The 18,707-nt window shown below is 69.3% G+C and carries 18 protein-coding genes; 15 read left to right on the top strand and 3 right to left on the bottom strand.

Annotation, left to right across the window (positions count from 1 at the left end):
• The first annotated feature begins 35 nt into the window (after positions 1-35).
• The 7 genes from ABD784_RS02065 to ABD784_RS02035 all read left to right on the top strand — a co-directional run bounded on the left by ABD784_RS02065 (position 36) and on the right by ABD784_RS02035 (position 7,625).
• Positions 36-1,148: a PhoH family protein gene (locus tag ABD784_RS02065; RefSeq protein ID WP_344881255.1), complete on the top strand. Its 1,113-nt coding sequence runs from the start codon at positions 36-38 to the stop codon at positions 1,146-1,148.
• Entirely contained in the window at positions 1,149-1,622 is a 474-nt protein-coding gene (ybeY, locus tag ABD784_RS02060; RefSeq protein ID WP_344879231.1) for an rRNA maturation RNase YbeY, read from the top strand. It begins immediately after the preceding gene.
• Complete coding sequence (locus ABD784_RS02055; protein WP_344879228.1) at positions 1,619-2,938, top strand: hemolysin family protein; 1,320 nt, start codon at positions 1,619-1,621, stop codon at positions 2,936-2,938. The genes ybeY and ABD784_RS02055 overlap by 4 nt, the downstream gene beginning before the upstream one ends.
• A complete protein-coding gene (gene era / locus ABD784_RS02050) occupies positions 2,935-3,936 on the top strand; it encodes a GTPase Era (protein WP_344879226.1) in 1,002 nt (333 codons plus the stop codon). Before ABD784_RS02055 ends, era begins: the two co-directional genes overlap by 4 nt.
• Before the next feature lie 244 nt (positions 3,937-4,180).
• Positions 4,181-5,935, top strand: a complete 1,755-nt coding sequence (gene leuA / locus ABD784_RS02045) for a 2-isopropylmalate synthase (protein ID WP_344879223.1) — start codon at positions 4,181-4,183, stop codon at positions 5,933-5,935.
• Between the two features lie 83 nt (positions 5,936-6,018).
• Positions 6,019-6,768 (top strand): DNA repair protein RecO, encoded by a 750-nt coding sequence (recO, locus tag ABD784_RS02040; RefSeq protein WP_344879220.1) that lies wholly within the window; start codon positions 6,019-6,021, stop codon positions 6,766-6,768.
• On the top strand, positions 6,768-7,625 hold the full coding sequence (locus tag ABD784_RS02035) for an isoprenyl transferase (RefSeq protein WP_344879217.1): 858 nt from the start codon (positions 6,768-6,770) through the stop codon (positions 7,623-7,625). Before recO ends, ABD784_RS02035 begins: the two co-directional genes overlap by 1 nt.
• Here the strand turns inward: ABD784_RS02035 and ABD784_RS02030 are convergent.
• Complete coding sequence (locus ABD784_RS02030; protein WP_344879214.1) at positions 7,594-8,859, bottom strand: alpha/beta hydrolase; 1,266 nt, start codon at positions 8,857-8,859, stop codon at positions 7,594-7,596. The two genes, ABD784_RS02035 and ABD784_RS02030, sit on opposite strands and share 32 nt — an antisense overlap.
• 54 nt (positions 8,860-8,913) lie before the next feature.
• On the opposite strand from ABD784_RS02030, the gene ABD784_RS02025 reads away from it, so the two are divergent.
• Positions 8,914-9,993 (top strand): quinone-dependent dihydroorotate dehydrogenase, encoded by a 1,080-nt coding sequence (locus ABD784_RS02025; RefSeq protein ID WP_344879211.1) that lies wholly within the window; start codon positions 8,914-8,916, stop codon positions 9,991-9,993.
• A 109-nt stretch (positions 9,994-10,102) separates the two neighbouring features.
• Here the strand turns inward: ABD784_RS02025 and ABD784_RS02020 are convergent, their stop codons facing one another.
• Positions 10,103-10,699, bottom strand: coding sequence for a DUF3043 domain-containing protein (locus ABD784_RS02020; RefSeq protein WP_344879207.1), 597 nt, complete (start codon positions 10,697-10,699; stop codon positions 10,103-10,105).
• 70 nt (positions 10,700-10,769) lie between these two features.
• On the opposite strand from ABD784_RS02020, the gene ABD784_RS02015 reads away from it, so the two are divergent.
• The 6 genes from ABD784_RS02015 (at position 10,770) to ABD784_RS01990 (ending at position 16,737) form a co-directional block, all read left to right on the top strand.
• Entirely contained in the window at positions 10,770-12,173 is a 1,404-nt protein-coding gene (locus ABD784_RS02015; RefSeq protein ID WP_344879204.1) for a dipeptidase, read from the top strand.
• Positions 12,174-12,249: 76 nt separating this feature from the next.
• Complete coding sequence (locus ABD784_RS02010) at positions 12,250-12,624, top strand: HesB/IscA family protein (RefSeq protein WP_344879201.1); 375 nt, start codon at positions 12,250-12,252, stop codon at positions 12,622-12,624.
• A 226-nt stretch (positions 12,625-12,850) separates the two neighbouring features.
• On the top strand, positions 12,851-13,723 hold the full coding sequence (ctaC, locus tag ABD784_RS02005; RefSeq protein WP_344879198.1) for an aa3-type cytochrome oxidase subunit II: 873 nt from the start codon (positions 12,851-12,853) through the stop codon (positions 13,721-13,723).
• 5 nt (positions 13,724-13,728) lie between these two features.
• The gene (gene ctaD / locus ABD784_RS02000) at positions 13,729-15,450 is read left to right on the top strand and encodes an aa3-type cytochrome oxidase subunit I (RefSeq protein WP_344879195.1); all 1,722 of its coding nucleotides are present in this window, start codon (positions 13,729-13,731) and stop codon (positions 15,448-15,450) included.
• Between the two features lie 3 nt (positions 15,451-15,453).
• Positions 15,454-15,855, top strand: a complete 402-nt coding sequence (locus tag ABD784_RS01995) for a cytochrome c oxidase subunit 4 (protein WP_344879192.1) — start codon at positions 15,454-15,456, stop codon at positions 15,853-15,855.
• A 96-nt stretch (positions 15,856-15,951) separates the two neighbouring features.
• Positions 15,952-16,737 carry a GntR family transcriptional regulator gene (locus tag ABD784_RS01990; protein WP_344879189.1) on the top strand — a complete coding sequence of 262 codons (786 nt, stop codon included), beginning with the start codon at positions 15,952-15,954 and terminating at the stop codon, positions 16,735-16,737.
• 66 nt (positions 16,738-16,803) lie between these two features.
• On the opposite strand, the gene trpD is transcribed toward ABD784_RS01990, so the two are convergent.
• Entirely contained in the window at positions 16,804-17,856 is a 1,053-nt protein-coding gene (trpD, locus tag ABD784_RS01985) for an anthranilate phosphoribosyltransferase (RefSeq protein ID WP_344879185.1), read from the bottom strand.
• A 147-nt stretch (positions 17,857-18,003) separates the two neighbouring features.
• Between trpD and ctaE the strand changes: the two genes are divergently transcribed.
• Positions 18,004-18,642, top strand: a complete 639-nt coding sequence (gene ctaE, locus ABD784_RS01980; protein WP_344879182.1) for an aa3-type cytochrome oxidase subunit III — start codon at positions 18,004-18,006, stop codon at positions 18,640-18,642.
• The last annotated feature ends 65 nt before the right edge of the window (positions 18,643-18,707 follow it).

Here is an 18,707-nt window from a genome sequence, read left to right as displayed (position 1 = left end):
CTGCGCACGTCGTGACGTTCGGGTCCACCGAGCAGATGGTCGCCTCCCTCGGCGCCCATGACGAGGTCCTCCGGATCCTGGAGTCGGTCTACCCTGCGGCCACCCTGCACGTGCGCGGCAACGAGCTCTCGATCGGCGGTGCCGGACCGCACGCCGACAAGGCACTGCGCGTGGTCCAGGAGGCCCGCACCCTCGCCGCCAAGGGCACGCGCGTGAATCCTCAGCTGGTCGAGCAGCTGGTACGGATGGTCAACGACGGCCAGCCCGCGGCTCCCGCCGGGGAGATCTTCGGCTTGAACATCCTCTCCAGCCGCGGCCGCAGCATCCGTCCCAAGACGGTGAACCAGAAGACGTACGTCGACGCGATCGACGACCACACCGTCATCTTCGGGATCGGTCCTGCCGGAACGGGCAAGACCTATCTGGCCATGGCCAAGGCCGTCCAGGCGCTCCAGGCCAAGGAGGTCAGCCGGATCATCCTGACCAGGCCCGCGGTCGAGGCGGGCGAGAAGCTCGGCTTCCTGCCCGGTACGCTCACAGACAAGATCGATCCGTACCTGCGCCCGCTCTACGACGCGCTGCACGACATGATCGATCCGGAGTCGATCCCGCGCCTGATCGCGGCCGGCACCATCGAGGTCGCGCCTCTGGCCTACATGCGTGGGCGGACGCTCAACGATGCGTTCATCATCCTCGACGAGGCCCAGAACACGACGCCCGAGCAGATGAAGATGTTCCTCACCCGGCTGGGGTTCGGCTCCAAGATCGTCGTCACCGGCGACGTGACCCAGGTCGATCTGCCCGGCGGGACGAGCTCGGGCCTGCGCGTGGTCACGGACATCCTCCGGGGCGTCGACGACATCGCCTTCTGCGAGCTGAGCGCCTCCGACGTCGTCCGGCACCGGTTGGTCTCGGACATCGTCACAGCGTACGAGACCTGGACCAACGAGCAGGACGACGCCGCACGCCATCCTCGTCGTTCGCCGTCCGCGCGCCGTCGGGCACCGCGACGGGCGGCGACGGCCGTCCGCGCGTCCGGCGAGACAGCCCCGGGCCAGACGGGTGGGCCGGCGACGGGCGATCCCGGCGGTCCCGGGAGCGAAGGCACCGGCGAGCGGGATGCCGCCATCGAGAGGAAGGGCGCCTAGATGGCGGTCGACGTCAACAACGAGTCCGCCGTCGAGGCGGACCTCGAGTCCATCGCGGCCCTCGGCCGCCACATCCTGGAGCAGCTCTACGTGCACCCGGAGACGGAGGTCTCCGTCATCCTGGTGGACGAGGACCCCATGGAACGGTTGCACCTGGAGTGGATGGACCTGGCCGGGCCCACCGATGTCATGTCCTTCCCCATGGACGAGCTCAGCCCCGGACGGCCGGGCTCGCAGACCCCGGCGGGCACGCTCGGCGACATCGTGATCTGCCCCCAGGTCGCCCGGGAGCAGGCGCGCCGCGCCGGCCACTCGACCGCCGATGAGCTCCTGCTGCTCACAACCCATGGAATGCTGCACCTCCTCGGCTTCGACCACGGAGAGCCGGCCGAGCGCGAGGAGATGTTCACCCTCCAGCGCAACCTGCTCACCGAGTTCCTGGGGCGGCCGGCGCCCAAGGAGACCATCGATTGATCGTCCTGGTCCTCACCGCTCTCGCGGTCTTCTGCGTCCTCGGCGCGGCACTGCTGACCGCCGCCGAGTCCGCCTACTTCTTCCTCTCCCGCCAGCGGGCCGAGCAGATGCTGGCCGAGCGGCCGCGCCCCAAGCTGCGGCGCATCCTGGCCGACCCTGCCCCGCACACGCAGGCGGTCCGCTTCTGGCGGATCTGGTTCGAGACGGCGGCCGCCGTCGCACTCGGCATCCTCTACCACGACCTGCTGGACAACCTGTTCCTCGCGGGGCTGCTGGCGACGGCGTCCATGGCCGCGGTCGGCTTCGTCCTGGTCGGCGTGTCCCCGCGCCGGCTGGGCCGACTGCACGCGGACCGCGTCGTGGTGCTCACGGCACCGCTCGTCCGCTTCCTGCGCTGGATCCTCGGGCCCGTCCCGTCGTGGCTGACGGCCGTCGGCTCCAGGCTGAGCCCGGGCGACCACGCGGACGACGAGGCCTTCTTCACGGAGGAGCAGTTCCGCGACATGGTCGACCGCGCCAATGAGGCCGACGTGCTCGAGGACGTCGAGGCGGACCTGATCCACTCGGTCTTCGAGCTCGGCGACACCCGGGTGCGTGCCGTCATGGTCCCGCGCACCGACATGGTGACGGTCGACGCCGGCACGGACCTGCACTCGAGCATGTCGCTCTTCCTCCGCTCGGGCTGCTCGCGCATCCCGGTGATCCGCGACAGCGCCGACCAGGTCCTCGGGGTCGTCTACTTGAAGGACGTGGCCGCGGCGGTCCATGCCCGGCACGACGACGACCGGCGGATCGAGGATCTCGCTCGCGACGTGCGCTACGTCCCCGAGTCGAAGGGCGTCGCCGAGCTCCTGCAGGAGCTCCAGCACGAGTCCACCCACGTCGCGATCGTCATCGACGAGTACGGAGGCACCGCCGGGCTCGTGACCCTCGAGGACCTCATCGAGGAGATCGTCGGCGAGATCGACGACGAGTACGACGCCACGCGCTACGAGACGGAGGAGGTCGAGCCGGGCGTGTACCGGATCGACGCCCGCCTCGCGATCGACGACCTCGGGGAGATCTTCGACAAGGACTTCGACGAGGAGGAGGTCGACACCGTCGGCGGGCTCCTCGCCAAGACCCTGGGCAGGGTCCCGATCGTCGGCTCCGAGGTCTCCGTGGACGGGATCCGCCTCCACGCCGAGAGCCTCGAGGGGCGCCGCAACCGGGTGGGGCGCATCCTCGCCTGGCGCGAGGCGCCCGGCCGCACCGAACTGCAGGACGGCTCCGTCGGACGCCGGACCACCGAAGACATCGCCGAGGAGACCGCATGAAGAAATCAGACCGCGACGTGGAACTGCCCGTCAGCAAGACCGCGACGGGTGGAGAGCTCTTCCGCTCGGAGATCCCGGAGGGCTACCGGGCCGGCTTCGCCTCCTTCGTGGGGCGGCCCAACGCCGGCAAGTCCACCCTGACCAACGCGCTCGTGGGGCGCAAGGTGGCGATCACGTCCAACAAGCCGCAGACGACGCGCCACACGATCCGGGGCATCGTCCACCGCGACGACGCCCAGCTGGTCCTCGTGGACACCCCGGGGCTCCACCGGCCCCGGACCCTGCTCGGCCAGCGGCTCAACGATCTGGTCGCGGAGACGCTCTCCGAGGTCGACGTCGTCGGCTTCTGCCTCCCCGCCAACGAGAAGATCGGCCCGGGGGACCGGTTCATCGGCCAGCAGCTCGGCCTGCTCCAGCGCAAGCCCGTCGTCGCCGTCGTCACGAAGGCGGACCTGGTCTCCCGGGAGGCCCTCGCGGAGCAGCTCCTGAACGTCAGCCGGCTCGGCGAGGAGATCCTCGACGGCGGCGGCTTCGCGGCCGTCGTGCCGGTCTCCGCCACCAAGGACTACCAGGTCGACGAGGTCGCCGACGTCCTCGTGGGGCTGCTGCCCGAGTCGCCGCCGCTCTATCCCGACGGCGAGCTGACCGACGAGCCCGAGATCAAGATGGTCGCCGAACTCATCCGCGAGGCGGCGCTCGAGGGGGTCCGCGACGAGCTGCCGCACTCGCTGGCCGTGGTGGTGGAGGAGATGCTCCCGCGCGAGGACCGGCCGGCCGACAAACCGCTGGTCGACATCCACGTGAACCTCTATGTCGAGCGGCCCTCGCAGAAGGCCATCATCATCGGCAAGGGCGGCGCGCGGCTGCGCGAGGTCGGTTCGCGGTCCCGCAGGAGCATCGAGGCGCTCCTCGGCGTGCGCGTCTTCCTGGACCTGCACGTGAAGGTAGCGAAGGAGTGGCAGCGAGACCCCAAGCAGCTGGGCCGGCTCGGATTCTGAGTGCCGGGCGCCCGGGGCGGTGTCCGGACCGCAATATTGGCGTGCCGACTTGCCGCGTCGATACGCGCCGGTGCTAGCGTGAGCGCATGCGTTGGACGTCGCTTCTTCTAGGTCGCCGCGGTGAGGGCCCACGGGGAGACTGAACCCCCGAGGCCGACCCCCTCACTGCGGAGACTTCGTGCTGCCGGCCGTGCTCCCACCAGGAGCTAGTCCCACCCGCTAGAGAGACAGAGGCGTCACCACCATGAACAACGCTCAGAAACCCTCCGGAATGCCGATCCACAAGTACGTGCCGTTCCAGGAGCAGATCCAGGTCGACCTCCCGGATCGCACCTGGCCGGACAAGGTCGTCACCAAGGCGCCGCGCTGGTGCGCCGTCGACCTGCGGGACGGCAACCAGGCCCTCATCGACCCGATGAACGTCGAGCGCAAGCACAAGATGTTCGATCTGCTGGTCGGCATGGGCTACAAGGAGATCGAAGTCGGCTTCCCGTCGGCCTCCCAGACCGACTTCGACTTCGTGCGCCAGCTCATCGAGCAGGACCGCATCCCGGACGACGTCGCCATCCAGGTCCTGACCCAGTCCCGGGAGCACCTGATCCAGCGGACCTATGAGGCGATCGACGGCGCGAAGAACGCGATCGTCCACCTCTACAACTCCACGTCCGTCCTGCAGCGTCGCGTCGTCTTCCGGCAGGACGAGGACGGGATCGTCGACATCGCCACCTCCGGGGCCCGGCTGTGCAAGAAGTTCGAGGAGACCCTGAGCCCGGGGACGAGCGTCACCTACGAGTACTCGCCCGAGTCCTACACGGGGACCGAGCTGGAGTTCGCCAAGCGCATCTGCGACGCCGTCTCCGACATCCTCGAGCCCACCCCCGAGCGGCCGCTGATCATCAATCTGCCCGCCACGGTGGAGATGGCCACCCCGAACGTCTACGCCGACTCCATCGAGTGGATGCACCGGAACCTGAACAATCGCGAGGCCATCTGCCTGTCCCTGCATCCGCACAACGACCGCGGCACGGCGGTCGCCGCGGCCGAGCTGGGCTATCTGGCCGGCGCCGACCGGATCGAGGGGTGCCTGTTCGGCAACGGCGAGCGGACGGGCAACGTCGATCTGGTGACGCTGGGGATGAACCTCTTCACCCAGGGCGTGGACCCGCAGATCGACTTCTCCAACATGGACGAGATCCGCCGGACCGCCGAGTACTGCAACCAGCTCAAGGTCCCCGAGCGCTCTCCGTGGGCCGGCGACCTCGTGTTCACGGCCTTCTCCGGCTCGCACCAGGACGCCATCAAGAAGGGCTTCGAGGACATGGAGGCCCGCGCCGAGGCAGAGGGCAGGAGCGTCGACAATCTGGTCTGGGGCGTCCCGTACCTGCCGGTGGACCCGCGTGACATCGGCCGCAGCTACGAGGCCGTCATCCGCGTCAACTCCCAGTCCGGCAAGGGCGGGGTCGCGTACCTGCTCAAGCACGACTACCACCTGGACCTGCCGCGCCGCGCGCAGATCGAGTTCTCCGGCGTGATCCAGCGCAAGACCGACGGCGACGGCGGCGAGATGAGCTCCGAGGCCATCTGGGAGACCTTCCAGGACGAGTACCTGCCCGCCGGCTCCGCGGCGGATGGCGGCTCCTGGGGGCACTACCGTCTCGCCTCGGCCACCGCCACGACGCGCGAGGACGGCTCCTTCTCCCTCGACGCCAAGCTGGTGGTCGACGGCACGTCGACCGAGCGCAGCGCCAGCGGCACCGGCCCCATCAACGCCCTGGCGACCATCCTGGCCGAGGACGGCGTGGACGTCCGCGTGCTCGACTACTCGGAGCACGCGCTCAGCGAGGGCGGCACCGCGACCGCAGCCGCGTACGTCGAGTGCGCAATCGGCGAACGGGTCCTCTGGGGCGTCGGGATCGACGCGAACACCGCGACCGCCGCCATGCGTGCGGTGATCTCCGCCGTCAACCGCGCCATCCGGGACCGCGCCGCCGAGGCCTGACCGGGAGTGCAGCGCGCCGGGCCCGCCCCCTCCGACGGGCCCGGCGCCGCACCTGCCCGCGGAATCGGTGCGATAATCCCTACGTGCCCCGCTACAGCTTCGCGTCCAAGTCGTATCGCACCGCCGCGATCGTGCTGCGGACGCACAAGCTGGGGGAGGCCGATCGGATCGTCATCCTGCTCACGCCCAGCAATGGTCAGGTCCGCGCGGTCGCCAAGGGCGTCCGGCGCACCAGCTCCAAGCTCGGGGCGACTCTCGAGCCCTTCATGCTGGTGGAGGCGCAGCTCAGCCGGGGCAGGAACCTGGACATCGTCACGCAGGCCCAGTTGAAGTCGCCGTACGGGCACGCGTTGTCGCAGGACTACTCCCGCTTCACGGCGGCCAGTGCCATGGCGGACGTGGCCGAGCGGCTCTCCGCAGACGAGACGGACACGGCGGCCCAGTACCGTCTGCTCCACGGAGCGCTGGCCGCGCTCGCCCGCGGCGACGTCGACCCCGTCCTTTTGCTGGACTCCTATCTCCTGCGCTCCCTGGGGAACGCGGGCTGGGCCCCGAGCTTCTCGGCCTGCGTGCGCTGCGGGGCGCCCGGGCCGCATCAGGCGGTGAATATCCCGCTCGGCGGGGTCGTGTGCCACGACTGCCGGCCGGCGGGCTCGCTCTCGCCGGCACCCGAGTCCGTGGCACTGCTCGAAGCCCTCCTGCGCGGTGACTGGGCCACCGCCGCGGCGAGCGAGGCGCCGGCCCGCCGGGAGGCGGCCAACATTGTGGCAGGATACGTCCAATGGCACCTGGAACGGGTGGTCAAGTCGCTCAAACTCGTCGAAAGAACGTAATGGCCGGATTCTCCCAGCGCTCCTCCCGAAGCACGTCCCGCTCGGGCCCCGGCCGGCCCGCCCCCGAACGCCCGGCGCCCCACCCCAGCGGAGCCACTCCGCCGCCGGTGCCCCCCGAGCTCGTCCCACGGCACGTCGCCATCGTGATGGACGGCAACGGGCGATGGGCCAACCAGCGGGGCCTTCCCCGCACCGAGGGCCACCGGGCCGGGGAGGCGGCCCTCCTCGACGTCGTGGCCGGGGCCGTCGAGATGGGCGTCGAGTACGTGTCCGTCTACGCGTTCTCGACGGAGAACTGGCGACGCAGCCCGGACGAGGTCCGGTTCCTCATGGGCTTCTCCCGGCAGGTCCTGCGCAATCGTCGCGACCAGCTGAACCGCTGGGGCGTGCGCGTCAAATGGTCCGGCCGCGCCCCGCGGCTGTGGCGCAGCGTCATCAACGAGCTCAAGTCGGCCGAGGAGCTGACGGCGGGAAACGACGTCTGCCAGCTGACCATGTGCGTGAACTACGGCGGCCGCGCCGAGGTCACGGACGCCGTTCAACGGATCGCGGCGGACGTCGAGGCGGGACGCCTGAGACCCGGTGGGATCAGCGAGCGGACCATCGGACGCTACCTCTACGCTCCCGAGCTGCCGGACGTGGATCTCTTCCTGCGCAGCTCCGGCGAGCAGCGGACGTCCAACTTCATGCTCTGGCAGTCCGCCTACGCCGAGATGGTCTTCCTCGACGTCCTCTGGCCCGATGTGGACCGGCGGACGCTCTGGCGGGCCATCGAGATCTACGCCCGGCGGGACCGCCGGTACGGGGGAGCCGTGGACGCGCCGGTCAGCCCCTCGCCGGCCGCTGGAGACCGCTGACGTACCCGCCCGCCCAGCGCCGGACGGCCTCGTAGGCGAACCGACGCGGCCGCTCCTTCGACGTGAAGACGTCGTGCATGCCCCCGTCCACCGTCACGACCGTGACCTCCGCGCCCAGCTTCAGGGCGCGCTGCCGTGTCACCTCGACGTCGAGCACCGAGTCCGCCTCCCGGTGCTCCGGCCGGAAGTGGGTGCTGATCAACGTTCGCCGGCTGGTGAGGACGAGCACCGGGGCCTGGATGTCGAGTCCTGCGGCGACCCGGGCATGGCCCTCGAGGATGCCGGCCATCCAGCCTGCCCTGATCGGGAACGCATAGCGGGGCCGCCAACGCGGGTGCAGGTCCCACTCGCCCTGGCCGAGGCGGCTCAGCGACTGCCAGTAGAAGTCCACCTCGGGCAGTCGGACGCGAGCCTTGGGCCGGCGCCGGGCCACCGGATCCAGGATGCCGCTCGCCGCCAGCCGCACCACCCAGCTGCCCTGGAACTCGAGCCACGGCGAATTGAGGACGAGGGCGTCGACGACTCCCGGATTGCGGTGGGCCCAGAGGGACGCGATCAGCCCTCCCGTGGAGTGCGCCACGACAATCACCCGGTCGGTCGGCCCGTCCCGGCGGATCAGGTCGAGCGCCCCCTCCAGATCGGCGTCGTAGTCGTCCAGGCTCTCCATGTAGCCCGGGGTCTGCCACGGACGCAGGCTGCGCCCGTAGCGGTGCAGGTCCAGTGCGTAGAAGCGGGTCCCCATTCCATGCCAGAACTCGGCCATCGGCGCATTGTAGAAGTAGTCGCTCCAGCCGTGGATGTAGAGGACCGCGGGGGCCGGGGTGCTCGTCGGCCCGACGGCCTCCTCGTCCCCGGGCGCACGCCCGCGGGCACCCCCGGCGGCCTCGCCGGGGGAGCGCAGCCCACCGAGTACGCGCCGCCATGCTCCGGCGACCGCGCCCAGCACGCCTCCCGCCCTCGGCCCGGCCGCGGGCTCGTCCTCCGCGGCCAGCGGTGCCGGCGGCGCGACAGGGCGGTAGCGCACGAGCGAGGCATAGAGAGCCGTGTCGGTCGTCTTCGGGTCCGCCTCGTCGTCCTCCCCGACCCGGAAACTGGTGTACTCGAAGCCCGCGCCGAGCACGTCCGGGTGCCAATGCCCGGGCGGGACGGTGGCCGCATACTCGTCCGACTCGGCCGGGTCGGGTGCGTCGGCCTGCTGCGGCGGACGCTGCTCGGCCGCGTGCTTGGAAGACATGGGACGAGCATAGCGATTCGCCCGTGCGCCTCCCTGTGGGCGAAAATACAACCCATGCGCATCTACCCCGCCGTCTTCCGGCTCGTCTTCACCCGTATGGACCCGGAGACCGCCCACCGCCTCGCCTTCCACGCCGTCCGCATCGCCGAGCGCGCGCGGGCCTCCTCCCTCTACCGGTCTCGGGTCAAGCCGGCCCCGCGCCTGGCGCGGACCGTCATGGGCCTGGACTTCCCGTCGCCGTTCGGTCTGGCGGCGGGTTTCGACAAGGAGGGCCACGGCGTCGCCGCCCTGTGCGACTTGGGCTTCGGGCATGTGGAGGTCGGGACGATCACCGGGCGGGCGCAGCCGGGCAATCCGAAGCCGCGTCTCTTCCGCCTGGTGGAGGACCGTGCGGTGATCAACCGCATGGGGTTCAACAACGACGGTGCAGAGACCGTGGCGCCGCGGGTCGCGGCGGTGCGCGAGGTTCTGGGGCGCCGGTTCGGCCCCCGCCGCCCGATCGTCGGGGTGAACATCGGCAAGACGAAGGCCGTCGAGCTCGAGGACGCCGTCGACGACTATCGAGCCAGCACGCGGCTGCTGGCCCCGCACGCCGACTACCTGGTGGTCAATGTCAGCTCGCCGAACACGCCGGGCCTGCGCCTGCTGCAGAGCGTCGAGACCCTGCGCCCGCTGCTGACCGCAGTGCGCGAGGAGTCTGCGGAGGCCGCCGGCCGGCACGTGCCGCTGCTGGTCAAGATCGCTCCCGACCTCAGCGACGAGGACGTCTCCGACGTCGCCGCGCTGGTCCGCGACCTCGGCCTCGACGGCGTCGTCGCGACGAACACCACCATCGGCCGCGACGGGCTCCGGTCGGACGCGGCCAGGGTCGAGGCCATCGGGGCCGGCGGCCTCTCCGGCGCCCCGCTGAAGCAGCGCTCGCTGGAGGTCCTCCGGCGTCTGCGCACCGAGCTCGGCCCCGAGGTGGCGGTCATCTCCGTCGGCGGCGTCGAGTCCGGCGCCGACGTGCTGGAGCGCATCCGCGCCGGAGCCGACCTGGTGCAGGGGTACACGGCATTCCTCTACGAGGGCCCGCTCTGGGCGGCGCGGATCAATCGGTACCTCGCCGAGCACCTCCCGGTCCGTACGGTCTAGCGACCGGCGCCGGGCCCCGGGCCCGGAGGGGCAGAACGACGGCGGGTCCCCACCTGCGCTCGAGAGCGCGGGAGGGGACCCGCCGTCGTACTCCGCGGTGCCGGCCCGGTCAGTCGCGGGGCGCGCCGCCCCGCTTGACCATCGGCTTCGGCAGCCGCATCTTGCGGAACTGCAGGCCGCGCATGGCGGCGTACCAGAGGACCCCGCGCTCGTGGTGGCCGAACTCCGCCACCAGGCGCTTCTTCAGCTGGCGGGTCATGATGAACGCGTCGAGGATGGTCACAAGCAGCACCACCCACAGGGCGATGGTCACGTTGGCCTGCACGGCCAGGTTGTCCACGAAGGCGAAGGAGACGATGAGGAAGGCGAAGATGATAATCATCAGGAACTCGCCGATCATCCAGCGCGCGTCCACGAAATCGCGGGCGAACCGCTTCTGCGGCCCCTTGTCGCGGGGCATCATGTAGCGGTCGTCGCCGGTCTCGTTCGCGAGGCGCAGGCGCTCCTGCGCCTCGATGCGGCGCCGCCGCTCCTGCTCGCGGCGCTCCTTCTTGTCGGAGGAGACCAGCGGCCGCTTGTTGCGGGCGACCTGCTCGTTGCGCCGCGGGGTAGGGGCTCCCTTGCCCCCGCTCGACGGCTCGTTCGATGCCGGGGTTTCAGCGGCCGTGGGCTCGGCTGTGACCTTGTCCTTATTGCGTCCAAACACCCCAGAAGTCTACCGGCACCCGGGCGTGAGGTAGAAAACAGCCGCCGTCGACCGGCGATAGTCTGAAGCTATGACTTCGTACAACCACGTCGACGTGGCGGCCATCGCCGCCCGCGTCGAGCAGGAATTCCATCAGACCATCGCCGAGCTCAAGGAGCTCGTCGCCATCCCCGGGATCGCCTGGGAGGCCTTCGAGGCCCGGGAGCTGACCCGCAGCGCCGAGGCCGTGCGCGACCTGATCCGCAGCACCGGCATCGAGGACGTCCGCATCCTCACGGCTCCGACGCCGAGCGGGGCGGACGGCAGCCCGGCCGTCGTCGCCCGGCGTCCCGCGGCGCCCGGCAAGCCGACGATCCTGCTCTACGCGCATCACGACGTCCAGCCCCCGGGAGACCCGGACCTCTGGAACACGCCGGCGTTCGAGGCGACGGAGGTGGACGGTCGTCTCTACGGGCGCGGGGCCGCCGACGACAAGGCCGGCATCATGGCGCATGTCGCCGGGCTGCGTGCGGTGCTCGACGTCGTCGAGGACTTCGGGGTCGGCGTCACCTTCTTCATCGAGGGGGAGGAGGAGCACGGGTCGCCGAGCTTCCGGAACTTCCTCGAGGCCTACCGGGACCTGCTCGCCGCCGACGTCATCATCGTGGCGGACTCGACCAACTGGCGGATCGGCACCCCGGCGCTCACCACGAGCCTGCGGGGCGTGACCGCCGCGGAGATCGAGGTCCGCGTCCTGGACCACGCCGTCCACTCCGGGATGTTCGGGGGACCGGTGCTGGACGCGCCGACCATCGCGGGCCGCCTGATCTCCACCTTCCACGACGACGCCGGCAACGTGGCCGTCGAGGGCCTCGTGGCCGAGGAGAGCGCCACCGTCGACTATCCCGAGGAGGACTTCCGCCGCGACGCGTCGACCGTCGACGGCCTCCGGCTGGCCGGGACCGGTCCGCTCACCGACCGGTTGTGGAACAAGCCCGCGCTCTCGATCATCGGGATGGACATCCCCTCGGTCGCGGTGTCCTCCAACACGCTCGTGCCCGTCACGAGGTTCAAGGTGAGCATCCGCCTCGCCCCCGGCCAGGATGCCGTCACCGCGGGCGAGGCGCTGCGGCGCCACGTCGAGCGGCAGGACCTCTTCGGAGCCTCCGTCCGCGTCGACGTGACGGAGCGGGGGAGCGCCTTCTCCACGGACACCTCCGCACCCGCCGCCCAGGCGTGCCTCTGGGCCCTCGAGCAGGCTTGGGGCCATGCCCCCGTCGAGACGGGTGTCGGCGGCTCCATCCCCTTCATCGCGGACCTGACCGAGGTCTTCCCGCAGGCGCAGATCCTGGTGACCGGCGTCGAGGACCCGGACTCCAGGGCGCATAGCGCCAACGAGTCCCTGCACCTGGGCGAATTCCAGCGGGCCGTCACGGCGGAGGCCCTGCTGCTGGCCCGCCTCAATGCGGTCCAGGGGGAGCGGGCGGCGGTTTGATCCCCGGCGTAGAATGGACGTCGAAGGGAGTACGGCAGCAACGCCGCCACCCGACACCATCAATGGAGGACTGAATATGACCACCACCGCGAACGAGGCCACTGCGGACGCCACCGAGATGCCGACCCACGGCGTCGAACTCTCCGACGTCGCCGCCGAGAAGGTGCGCAGCCTGCTCGAGCAGGAGGGGCGCACCGACCTCCGCCTGCGTGTCGCCGTGCAGCCGGGCGGTTGTTCGGGCCTCATCTACCAGCTCTACTTCGACGAGCGCATCCTCGACGGCGACGCGGTCCGCGAGTTCGACGGCGTCGAGGTCGTCATCGACAAGATGAGCGTCCCGTACCTCAACGGCGCCTCCATCGACTTCGAGGACACGATCTCCAAGCAGGGCTTCACGATCGACAACCCGAATGCGGGCGGCTCGTGCGCCTGCGGCGACTCGTTCCACTGAGCCGGCCCGCACAGCGGACGGTGCAGCACTGAAACTCCGGCGTGACCTCGGATTGGCGACACATCCGGGCCGCCGGAGTTTCTTTCTGCAAAGACGGCCCTCACGCGGTAAGCTCTACAGCGAGTAGTAGAACTAGGCTTCCTTCGGGCGCGCCCTCATCCGGCGTCGGATGGACGGGTCCAGACGAAGAATCATTCAGCACTAAAACAAAGAGGAAGGGCCGTCTGTGAGTTCGCAAGACCGAACCAACAGCCGCCGGCGGACAAGGACGAAGGTCCTGGCACTCGCCGCGACCGGTGCGCTGTTGTTGACGGGGTGTTCGGAGCAAGCCCAGCGGGGCTGGCTGCCGAACGAGGATCGTGACAACACCAATCACACGGGAATGCTGCAGGATCTCTGGGTCAATTCCTGGATCGCGGCTCTCGCCATCGGCCTTCTGACGTGGGCGCTGATCATCTGGTGCATCGTGGCCTACCGCCGCCGGAAGAACGACACCGGCTACCCGCGCCAGCTCAGCTACAACCTGCCGCTGGAGATCTTCTACACGGGCGTGCCGCTGATGTTGGTCCTGACGCTCTTCTTCTTCTCCGACAACACGCAGCGCACCGTCAACGAGCACGTCGACTCGCCGCTCGTCGTCGACGTCCGGGCGAAGCAGTGGGCCTGGGACTTCAACTACTCGTACGAGGGCCAGGAGAAGTACTTCGCCGGCAAGCAGGCCCACCTCACCGGTGAGTCGGGCGTGGAGGAGGACCTCCCCACCCTGTACCTGCCCGTCGATGTGCCCGTCGAGTTCCAGCTCAACAGCCGCGACGTCATCCACAGCTTCTGGATCCCGGCCTTCCTGCAGAAGCTGGATATGTTCCCGGGCCGCACCAATTACATCCATCTCACGCCCCAGGTCGAGGGCACGTTCCAGGGCAAGTGCACCGAGCTCTGCGGTGAATACCACTCGGAAATGCTCTTCAATGTCGAGGTCGTCTCCGAGTCCGAGTTCACGGACTACCTGCAGACGCTTCCCGACGGCCACCTCGGCGAGGAGTACGACAAGAAGCCCGCTGAAGTCGCCCGGCAGTCCACTGCGGACGAGGGGGAGTAGGACCAATGACCACCTACGAGTACGCCACTGACGAGGCCAAGGGCCTCGCGCCTCGCGTCGTTCCGGTGTCCAAGGGACGCATCGTCGTCAACTGGATCACCTCGACGGACCACAAGACGATCGGTTACATGTACCTGATCGCCTCCTTCCTGTTCTTCTGCATCGGCGGCGTGATGGCGCTGCTGATCCGCGCCGAGCTCTTCGAGCCGGGCATGAACATCCTGCAGACCAAGGAGCAGTACAACCAGCTGTTCACGATGCACGGCACGATCATGCTGCTGATGTTCGCGACGCCGCTGTTCGCCGGCTTCGCCAACGTGATCATGCCGCTGCAGATCGGAGCGCCCGACGTGGCGTTCCCGCGGCTGAACGCCCTGGCGTTCTGGTTCTTCCTCTTCGGTTCCTCCATCGCCGTCGCCGGCTACCTCACGCCGCAGGGCGCGGCCTCCTTCGGCTGGTTCGCCTACGCCCCGCTGTCGAACACGACCTTCAGTCCGGGCGTCGGCGGGGACCTCTGGGTCTTCGGCCTGGCGCTCTCGGGCTTCGGCACGATCCTCGGCGCGGTCAACTTCATCACCACGATCATCTGCCTGCGCGCACCCGGCATGACCATGTGGCGCATGCCGATCTTCACCTGGAACACGCTCATCACGGCGATTCTGGTCCTGATGGCCTTCCCGCCGCTGGCCGCGGCCCTCTTCGGACTCGGCGCGGACCGGCGCTTCGGCGCGCACATCTTCTCGCCGGAGGCCGGCGGACCGATCCTGTGGCAGCACCTGTTCTGGTTCTTCGGCCACCCCGAGGTGTACATCATCGCGCTGCCGTTCTTCGGCATCGTCTCCGAGATCTTCCCGGTGTTCAGCCGCAAGCCGATCTTCGGCTACAAGGGCCTCGTGTACGCCACGATCTCCATCGCCGCTCTGTCCGTCGCCGTGTGGGCCCACCACATGTACGTGACCGGTGCCGTCCTGCTGCCGTTCTTCGGCTTCATGACGATGCTCATCGCCGTCCCGACGGGCGTGAAGTTCTTCAACTGGATCGGTACGCTCTGGCGGGGGTCGATCACGTTCGAGACCCCCATGCTCTGGAGCATCGGCTTCATGGCCACGTTCCTCTTCGGCGGCCTGACCGGCATCATCCTCTCGGCGCCGCCGCTGGACTTCCACCTCTCCGACACCTACTTCGTCGTGGCGCACTTCCACTACGTCGTGTTCGGCACCGTGGTGTTCGCGATGTTCGCCGGCTTCTACTTCTGGTGGCCGAAGTGGACGGGTCGCATGCTCAACGAGCGCCTCGGCAAGATCCACTTCTGGCTCCTCTTCCTGGGTTTCCACGGAACGTTCCTCATCCAGCACTGGCTCGGCGTCATCGGTATGCCGCGCCGCTACGCTGACTACATGGTCGAGGACGGGTTCACCACGATGAACCAGTTCTCCACGGTGTTCGCGTTCGTCCTGGGCGCCTCGATGATCCCGTTCTTCTGGAACGTCTGGATCACGGCCCGGCATGCGCGGAAGATCGAGGTCGACGACCCCTGGGGCTTCGGTGGCTCGCTCGAGTGGGCGACCTCCTGCCCGCCGCCGCGACACAACTTCCATTCGATCCCGCGGATCCGCTCCGAGCGTCCGGCGCTGGATCTGCATCACCCGGAGCTGACTGGCCGCTCCACGCCGGACAGCGTGGCGGGGCGGGTCTTCGGTCCGGCCGACCAGAAGGACAAGAGCTAAATCATGAAGATCGAATCCTGGCTGTTCCTGGGCGGCGTCTTCTTCTTCCTCCCGGTCGCGATCGTCTACGGCGTGATGACCGAGTGGAACGAGTGGGTCGGCTTCCCGGCGCTGCTCATGCTCGTCGCCCTGTCCATGATGATCGGCGGTTATCTGCTGTTCACCGCGCGCCGAGTGGGCCCCCGGCCCGAGGACCGGCTCGACGGGGAGATCCATGAGAACGCCGGCGTGATCGGGGCCTTCTCCCCGTGGAGCTGGTGGCCGATCTTCCTCGCCGCCGCATGCGCGATCAGCTTCCTGGGCCTCGCGGTGGGCTGGTGGATCCTCTACATCGGGGCCGGCTTCGCCGTCGTCGGCGTCATCGGCTGGACCTACGAGTACAGCCGCGGCGATCACGCCCACTAAGCACCAATCAGCGCCGCGTCGAGCGGGGCGGCGGCTCTCCGTCCAGGAGGCCGCCGCCCCGCTTTTCGCGTCCCCGGACGGAGGAGGAGAACTGCAGTGGCGAAGATCAGGGCCGCCGCGATCAGCGGCGACATCGATGCCCATTCGGGCCTGGCGAAGCACCTGCAACTGCGGGAGATCCTCCACCAGCACGTCCGGACCGCCTGCAAGCCCGGCGATCTCCTGCCCTCCGAACGGGAACTCACCGCTCGGTTCGCGGTGGCCCGCATGACGCTGCGCCAGGCCATCGACTCGCTCGTGGCGCAGGGCGTGCTGGAACGCGTCGTGGGCCTGGGTACCTTCGTGGCCAGGCCGAAGATGGACCTCCAGGTCAAGCTCACCTCCTACAGCGAGGAGATGCAGCGACGGGGCATGGTCCCGGCAGCCCGTGTGCTGCGCTTCGACGAGGTCCCGGCGGCAGGCGGGCTCGCTCGGGAGATGGAGCTGGCCGACGGCACGCCGGTCGTGCGCTTCCGGCGGCTCCTCCTGGCCGACGGCATGCCGATGAGCCTGGACGAGAACTACCTGCCGAAGCACCGGGTGCCCGGCTTCCTCGACGAGCCCGCCCCGACGAGCCTCTACAGCAGCCTCGAGGAGCGCTACGGGCTGGTCATGGAGTGGGGCGAGGACCAGATCGAGGCGACGGCCGCGACGGCCGGGAACGCTCAGCTGCTGGCGGTCGACGGCGGCTCGCCGCTGCTGAAGATCCAGCGGCACGCGTACGTGCGGCGCGAGCTGGTCGACTACTCGATCTCCTACTACCGGGCGGATCGATACAAGCTCTGGGTGCCGCTGCAGCGTCCAGGGGTCCGTCGCACGCCCGGGCAGGCGCATCCGCAGTAGGGGACGAGCCAGTAGGGGACGAGCCGCAGCGCGCCGAACTGCCTCCCCGGGGGGCCAGCCGGCGGGTCAGCGGGTCGCGGCGATCCAGCGCTCGAGGGCCCCGGCCGCGGCGCCGGAGTCGATGGACTCCTCGGCGCGACGCAGGGAGGACTCCAGACGCGCCTGCAGCGGCCCCTGGGCGTCGTCGTCGTAGGCCAGGAGGCCGGCGGCCGCGTTGAGGACGACGGCGTCGCGTACGGGGCCGCTGGAGCCGTCCAGCACCTCGCGCACGACCCGCGCGTTGTACACGGAGTCGCCCCCGCGGAGGTCCTCGATCGTCACGCGGCCCAGGCCGAGCTCCCGCGGGTCGAGTGTCGACTCCGCGACCTCGCCCGAGCGGACCTCCCACACACGGTTGCCCGACGTCGTGGTCAGCTCGTCGAGGCCGTCGTCGCCCCGGAAGACCAGGCCGCGGCGGCCGCGGGCGGCCAGGACGCCCGCGATGAGCGGCGCCATGCGTGTGTCGGCGCAGCCGATGGCCGACGCCGTCGGATCGGCGGGGTTCGTGAGCGGGCCCAGGAAGTTGAACACGGTGGCCGTGCCGAGCTCGCGCCGGGGGACCGCCGCGAAGCGCATCGAGGGGTGGAAGACCTGGGCGAAGCAGAAGGTGATGCCCGCGGCGTCCAGGACGCGGGGGAGGGACTCGACCGGCACATCCAGGCGGACGCCGAGGGCCTCGAGGACGTCGGCGGAGCCGGAGGACGAGGAGGACGCCCGGTTCCCGTGCTTCACCACGCGCGCCCCGGCCCCGGCGCAGACCAGGGCGGCCATCGTGGAGATGTTCACGGTGTTCTGGCGGTCGCCGCCGGTCCCGACGATGTCCAGCTTCTCTCCCGCGATCTCGAGCGGGCGGGCGGCCTGGAGCATGGAGGCGACCAGGCCGGCCAGCTCGTCGACGGTCTCGCCCTTCGCGCGCAGCGCGACGAGGAAGCCGGCGACCCTCGCATCGGAGGTGTTGCCGGCCATGATCTCGCCCATCGCCCACGCCGCGTCGTCCTCCGCGAGGTCCTGTCCGGCGAGCAGCGCAGACAGGATCGATGGCCAGTTTCGGAACTCTGGGGCGGCGCTGAACGTTGACACGCCAACAGGTTATCTACGATTTGTAGAAAGCGCGCAAATGTTTCTGGCCCGTCATTCCGCGGATGTAGCGCCTGACCGGCGGAAAAACGGGCCTCCCGGGCCCTGCCGCATTGGTGCGGAGGCCCTCGGGATAGGCATAATGGGGCTGTGACAACTGCGACTCATGCCCTCAATGCCCCGGTGCACGCTGCACCGAACCGCCCCAACATGGTGTCGGTGGGAACTGTCGTCTGGCTTGCCAGCGAGCTCATGTTCTTCGCCGCGCTGTTCGCCATGTACTTCTCGCTGCGCGCCGCAGTGCCCGAACTGTGGGCGACCGAGAGCGCCAAGCTGAACGTGCCGTTCGCTCTGATCAACACGATCATCCTCGTCTCGAGCTCCTTCTCCTGCCAGTTCGGCGTCTTCGCTGCTGAGAACCTTCAGCCGCGCCGCACGGGCAAGCTGATGAACCTCAAGAAGTGGGGCATGGTCGAGTGGTTCATCCTCACGTTCATCCTGGGCGCCATCTTCGTCTCCGTGCAGGCGTACGAGTACACCGAGCTGGTGCACCACGGAGTCTCCCTGAGCTCCAACGCGTACGGCTCGGCGTTCTACATGACCACCGGCTTCCACGGTCTGCATGTGACCGGCGGTCTCATCGCCTTCCTGCTGATCATCGGCCGCGCCTACATCGCGAAGAAGTTCGGCCACTTCGAGGCCACCTCGGCGATCGTGACGTCCTACTACTGGCACTTCGTCGACGTGGTCTGGATCGCACTGTTCGCGATCATCTACTTCCTGAAGTAGTCGGCCCCGGCCTGCCGGCCGGCCACGCTCCACCAACTTCCAAGATAATTTAGTGAGGAACCAGC

Source organism: Zhihengliuella alba, assembly GCF_039538765.1.
In the GTDB taxonomy this organism is placed as follows: domain Bacteria; phylum Actinomycetota; class Actinomycetes; order Actinomycetales; family Micrococcaceae; genus Zhihengliuella; species Zhihengliuella alba.
The sequence above is the reverse complement of the archived record's forward strand: the minus strand, read 5'-3'. Positions and strand labels throughout refer to the sequence as shown.

What these genes read in the sequence shown, in the direction of transcription:
- ABD784_RS02065 (WP_344881255.1), top strand. Translation starts at nt 36, where the DNA reads ATGGTCGCCTCCCTCGGCGCCCATGACGAGGTCCTCCGGATCCTGGAG.
- ybeY (WP_344879231.1), top strand. Translation starts at nt 1,149, where the DNA reads ATGGCGGTCGACGTCAACAACGAGTCCGCCGTCGAGGCGGACCTCGAG.
- era (WP_344879226.1), top strand. Translation starts at nt 2,935, where the DNA reads ATGAAGAAATCAGACCGCGACGTGGAACTGCCCGTCAGCAAGACCGCG.
- leuA (WP_344879223.1), top strand. Translation starts at nt 4,181, where the DNA reads ATGAACAACGCTCAGAAACCCTCCGGAATGCCGATCCACAAGTACGTG.
- ABD784_RS02035 (WP_344879217.1), top strand. Translation starts at nt 6,768, where the DNA reads ATGGCCGGATTCTCCCAGCGCTCCTCCCGAAGCACGTCCCGCTCGGGC.
- ABD784_RS02030 (WP_344879214.1), bottom strand. Translation starts at nt 8,859, where the DNA reads ATGTCTTCCAAGCACGCGGCCGAGCAGCGTCCGCCGCAGCAGGCCGAC.
- ABD784_RS02025 (WP_344879211.1), top strand. Translation starts at nt 8,914, where the DNA reads ATGCGCATCTACCCCGCCGTCTTCCGGCTCGTCTTCACCCGTATGGAC.
- ABD784_RS02015 (WP_344879204.1), top strand. Translation starts at nt 10,770, where the DNA reads ATGACTTCGTACAACCACGTCGACGTGGCGGCCATCGCCGCCCGCGTC.
- ABD784_RS02010 (WP_344879201.1), top strand. Translation starts at nt 12,250, where the DNA reads ATGACCACCACCGCGAACGAGGCCACTGCGGACGCCACCGAGATGCCG.
- ctaD (WP_344879195.1), top strand. Translation starts at nt 13,729, where the DNA reads ATGACCACCTACGAGTACGCCACTGACGAGGCCAAGGGCCTCGCGCCT.
- ABD784_RS01995 (WP_344879192.1), top strand. Translation starts at nt 15,454, where the DNA reads ATGAAGATCGAATCCTGGCTGTTCCTGGGCGGCGTCTTCTTCTTCCTC.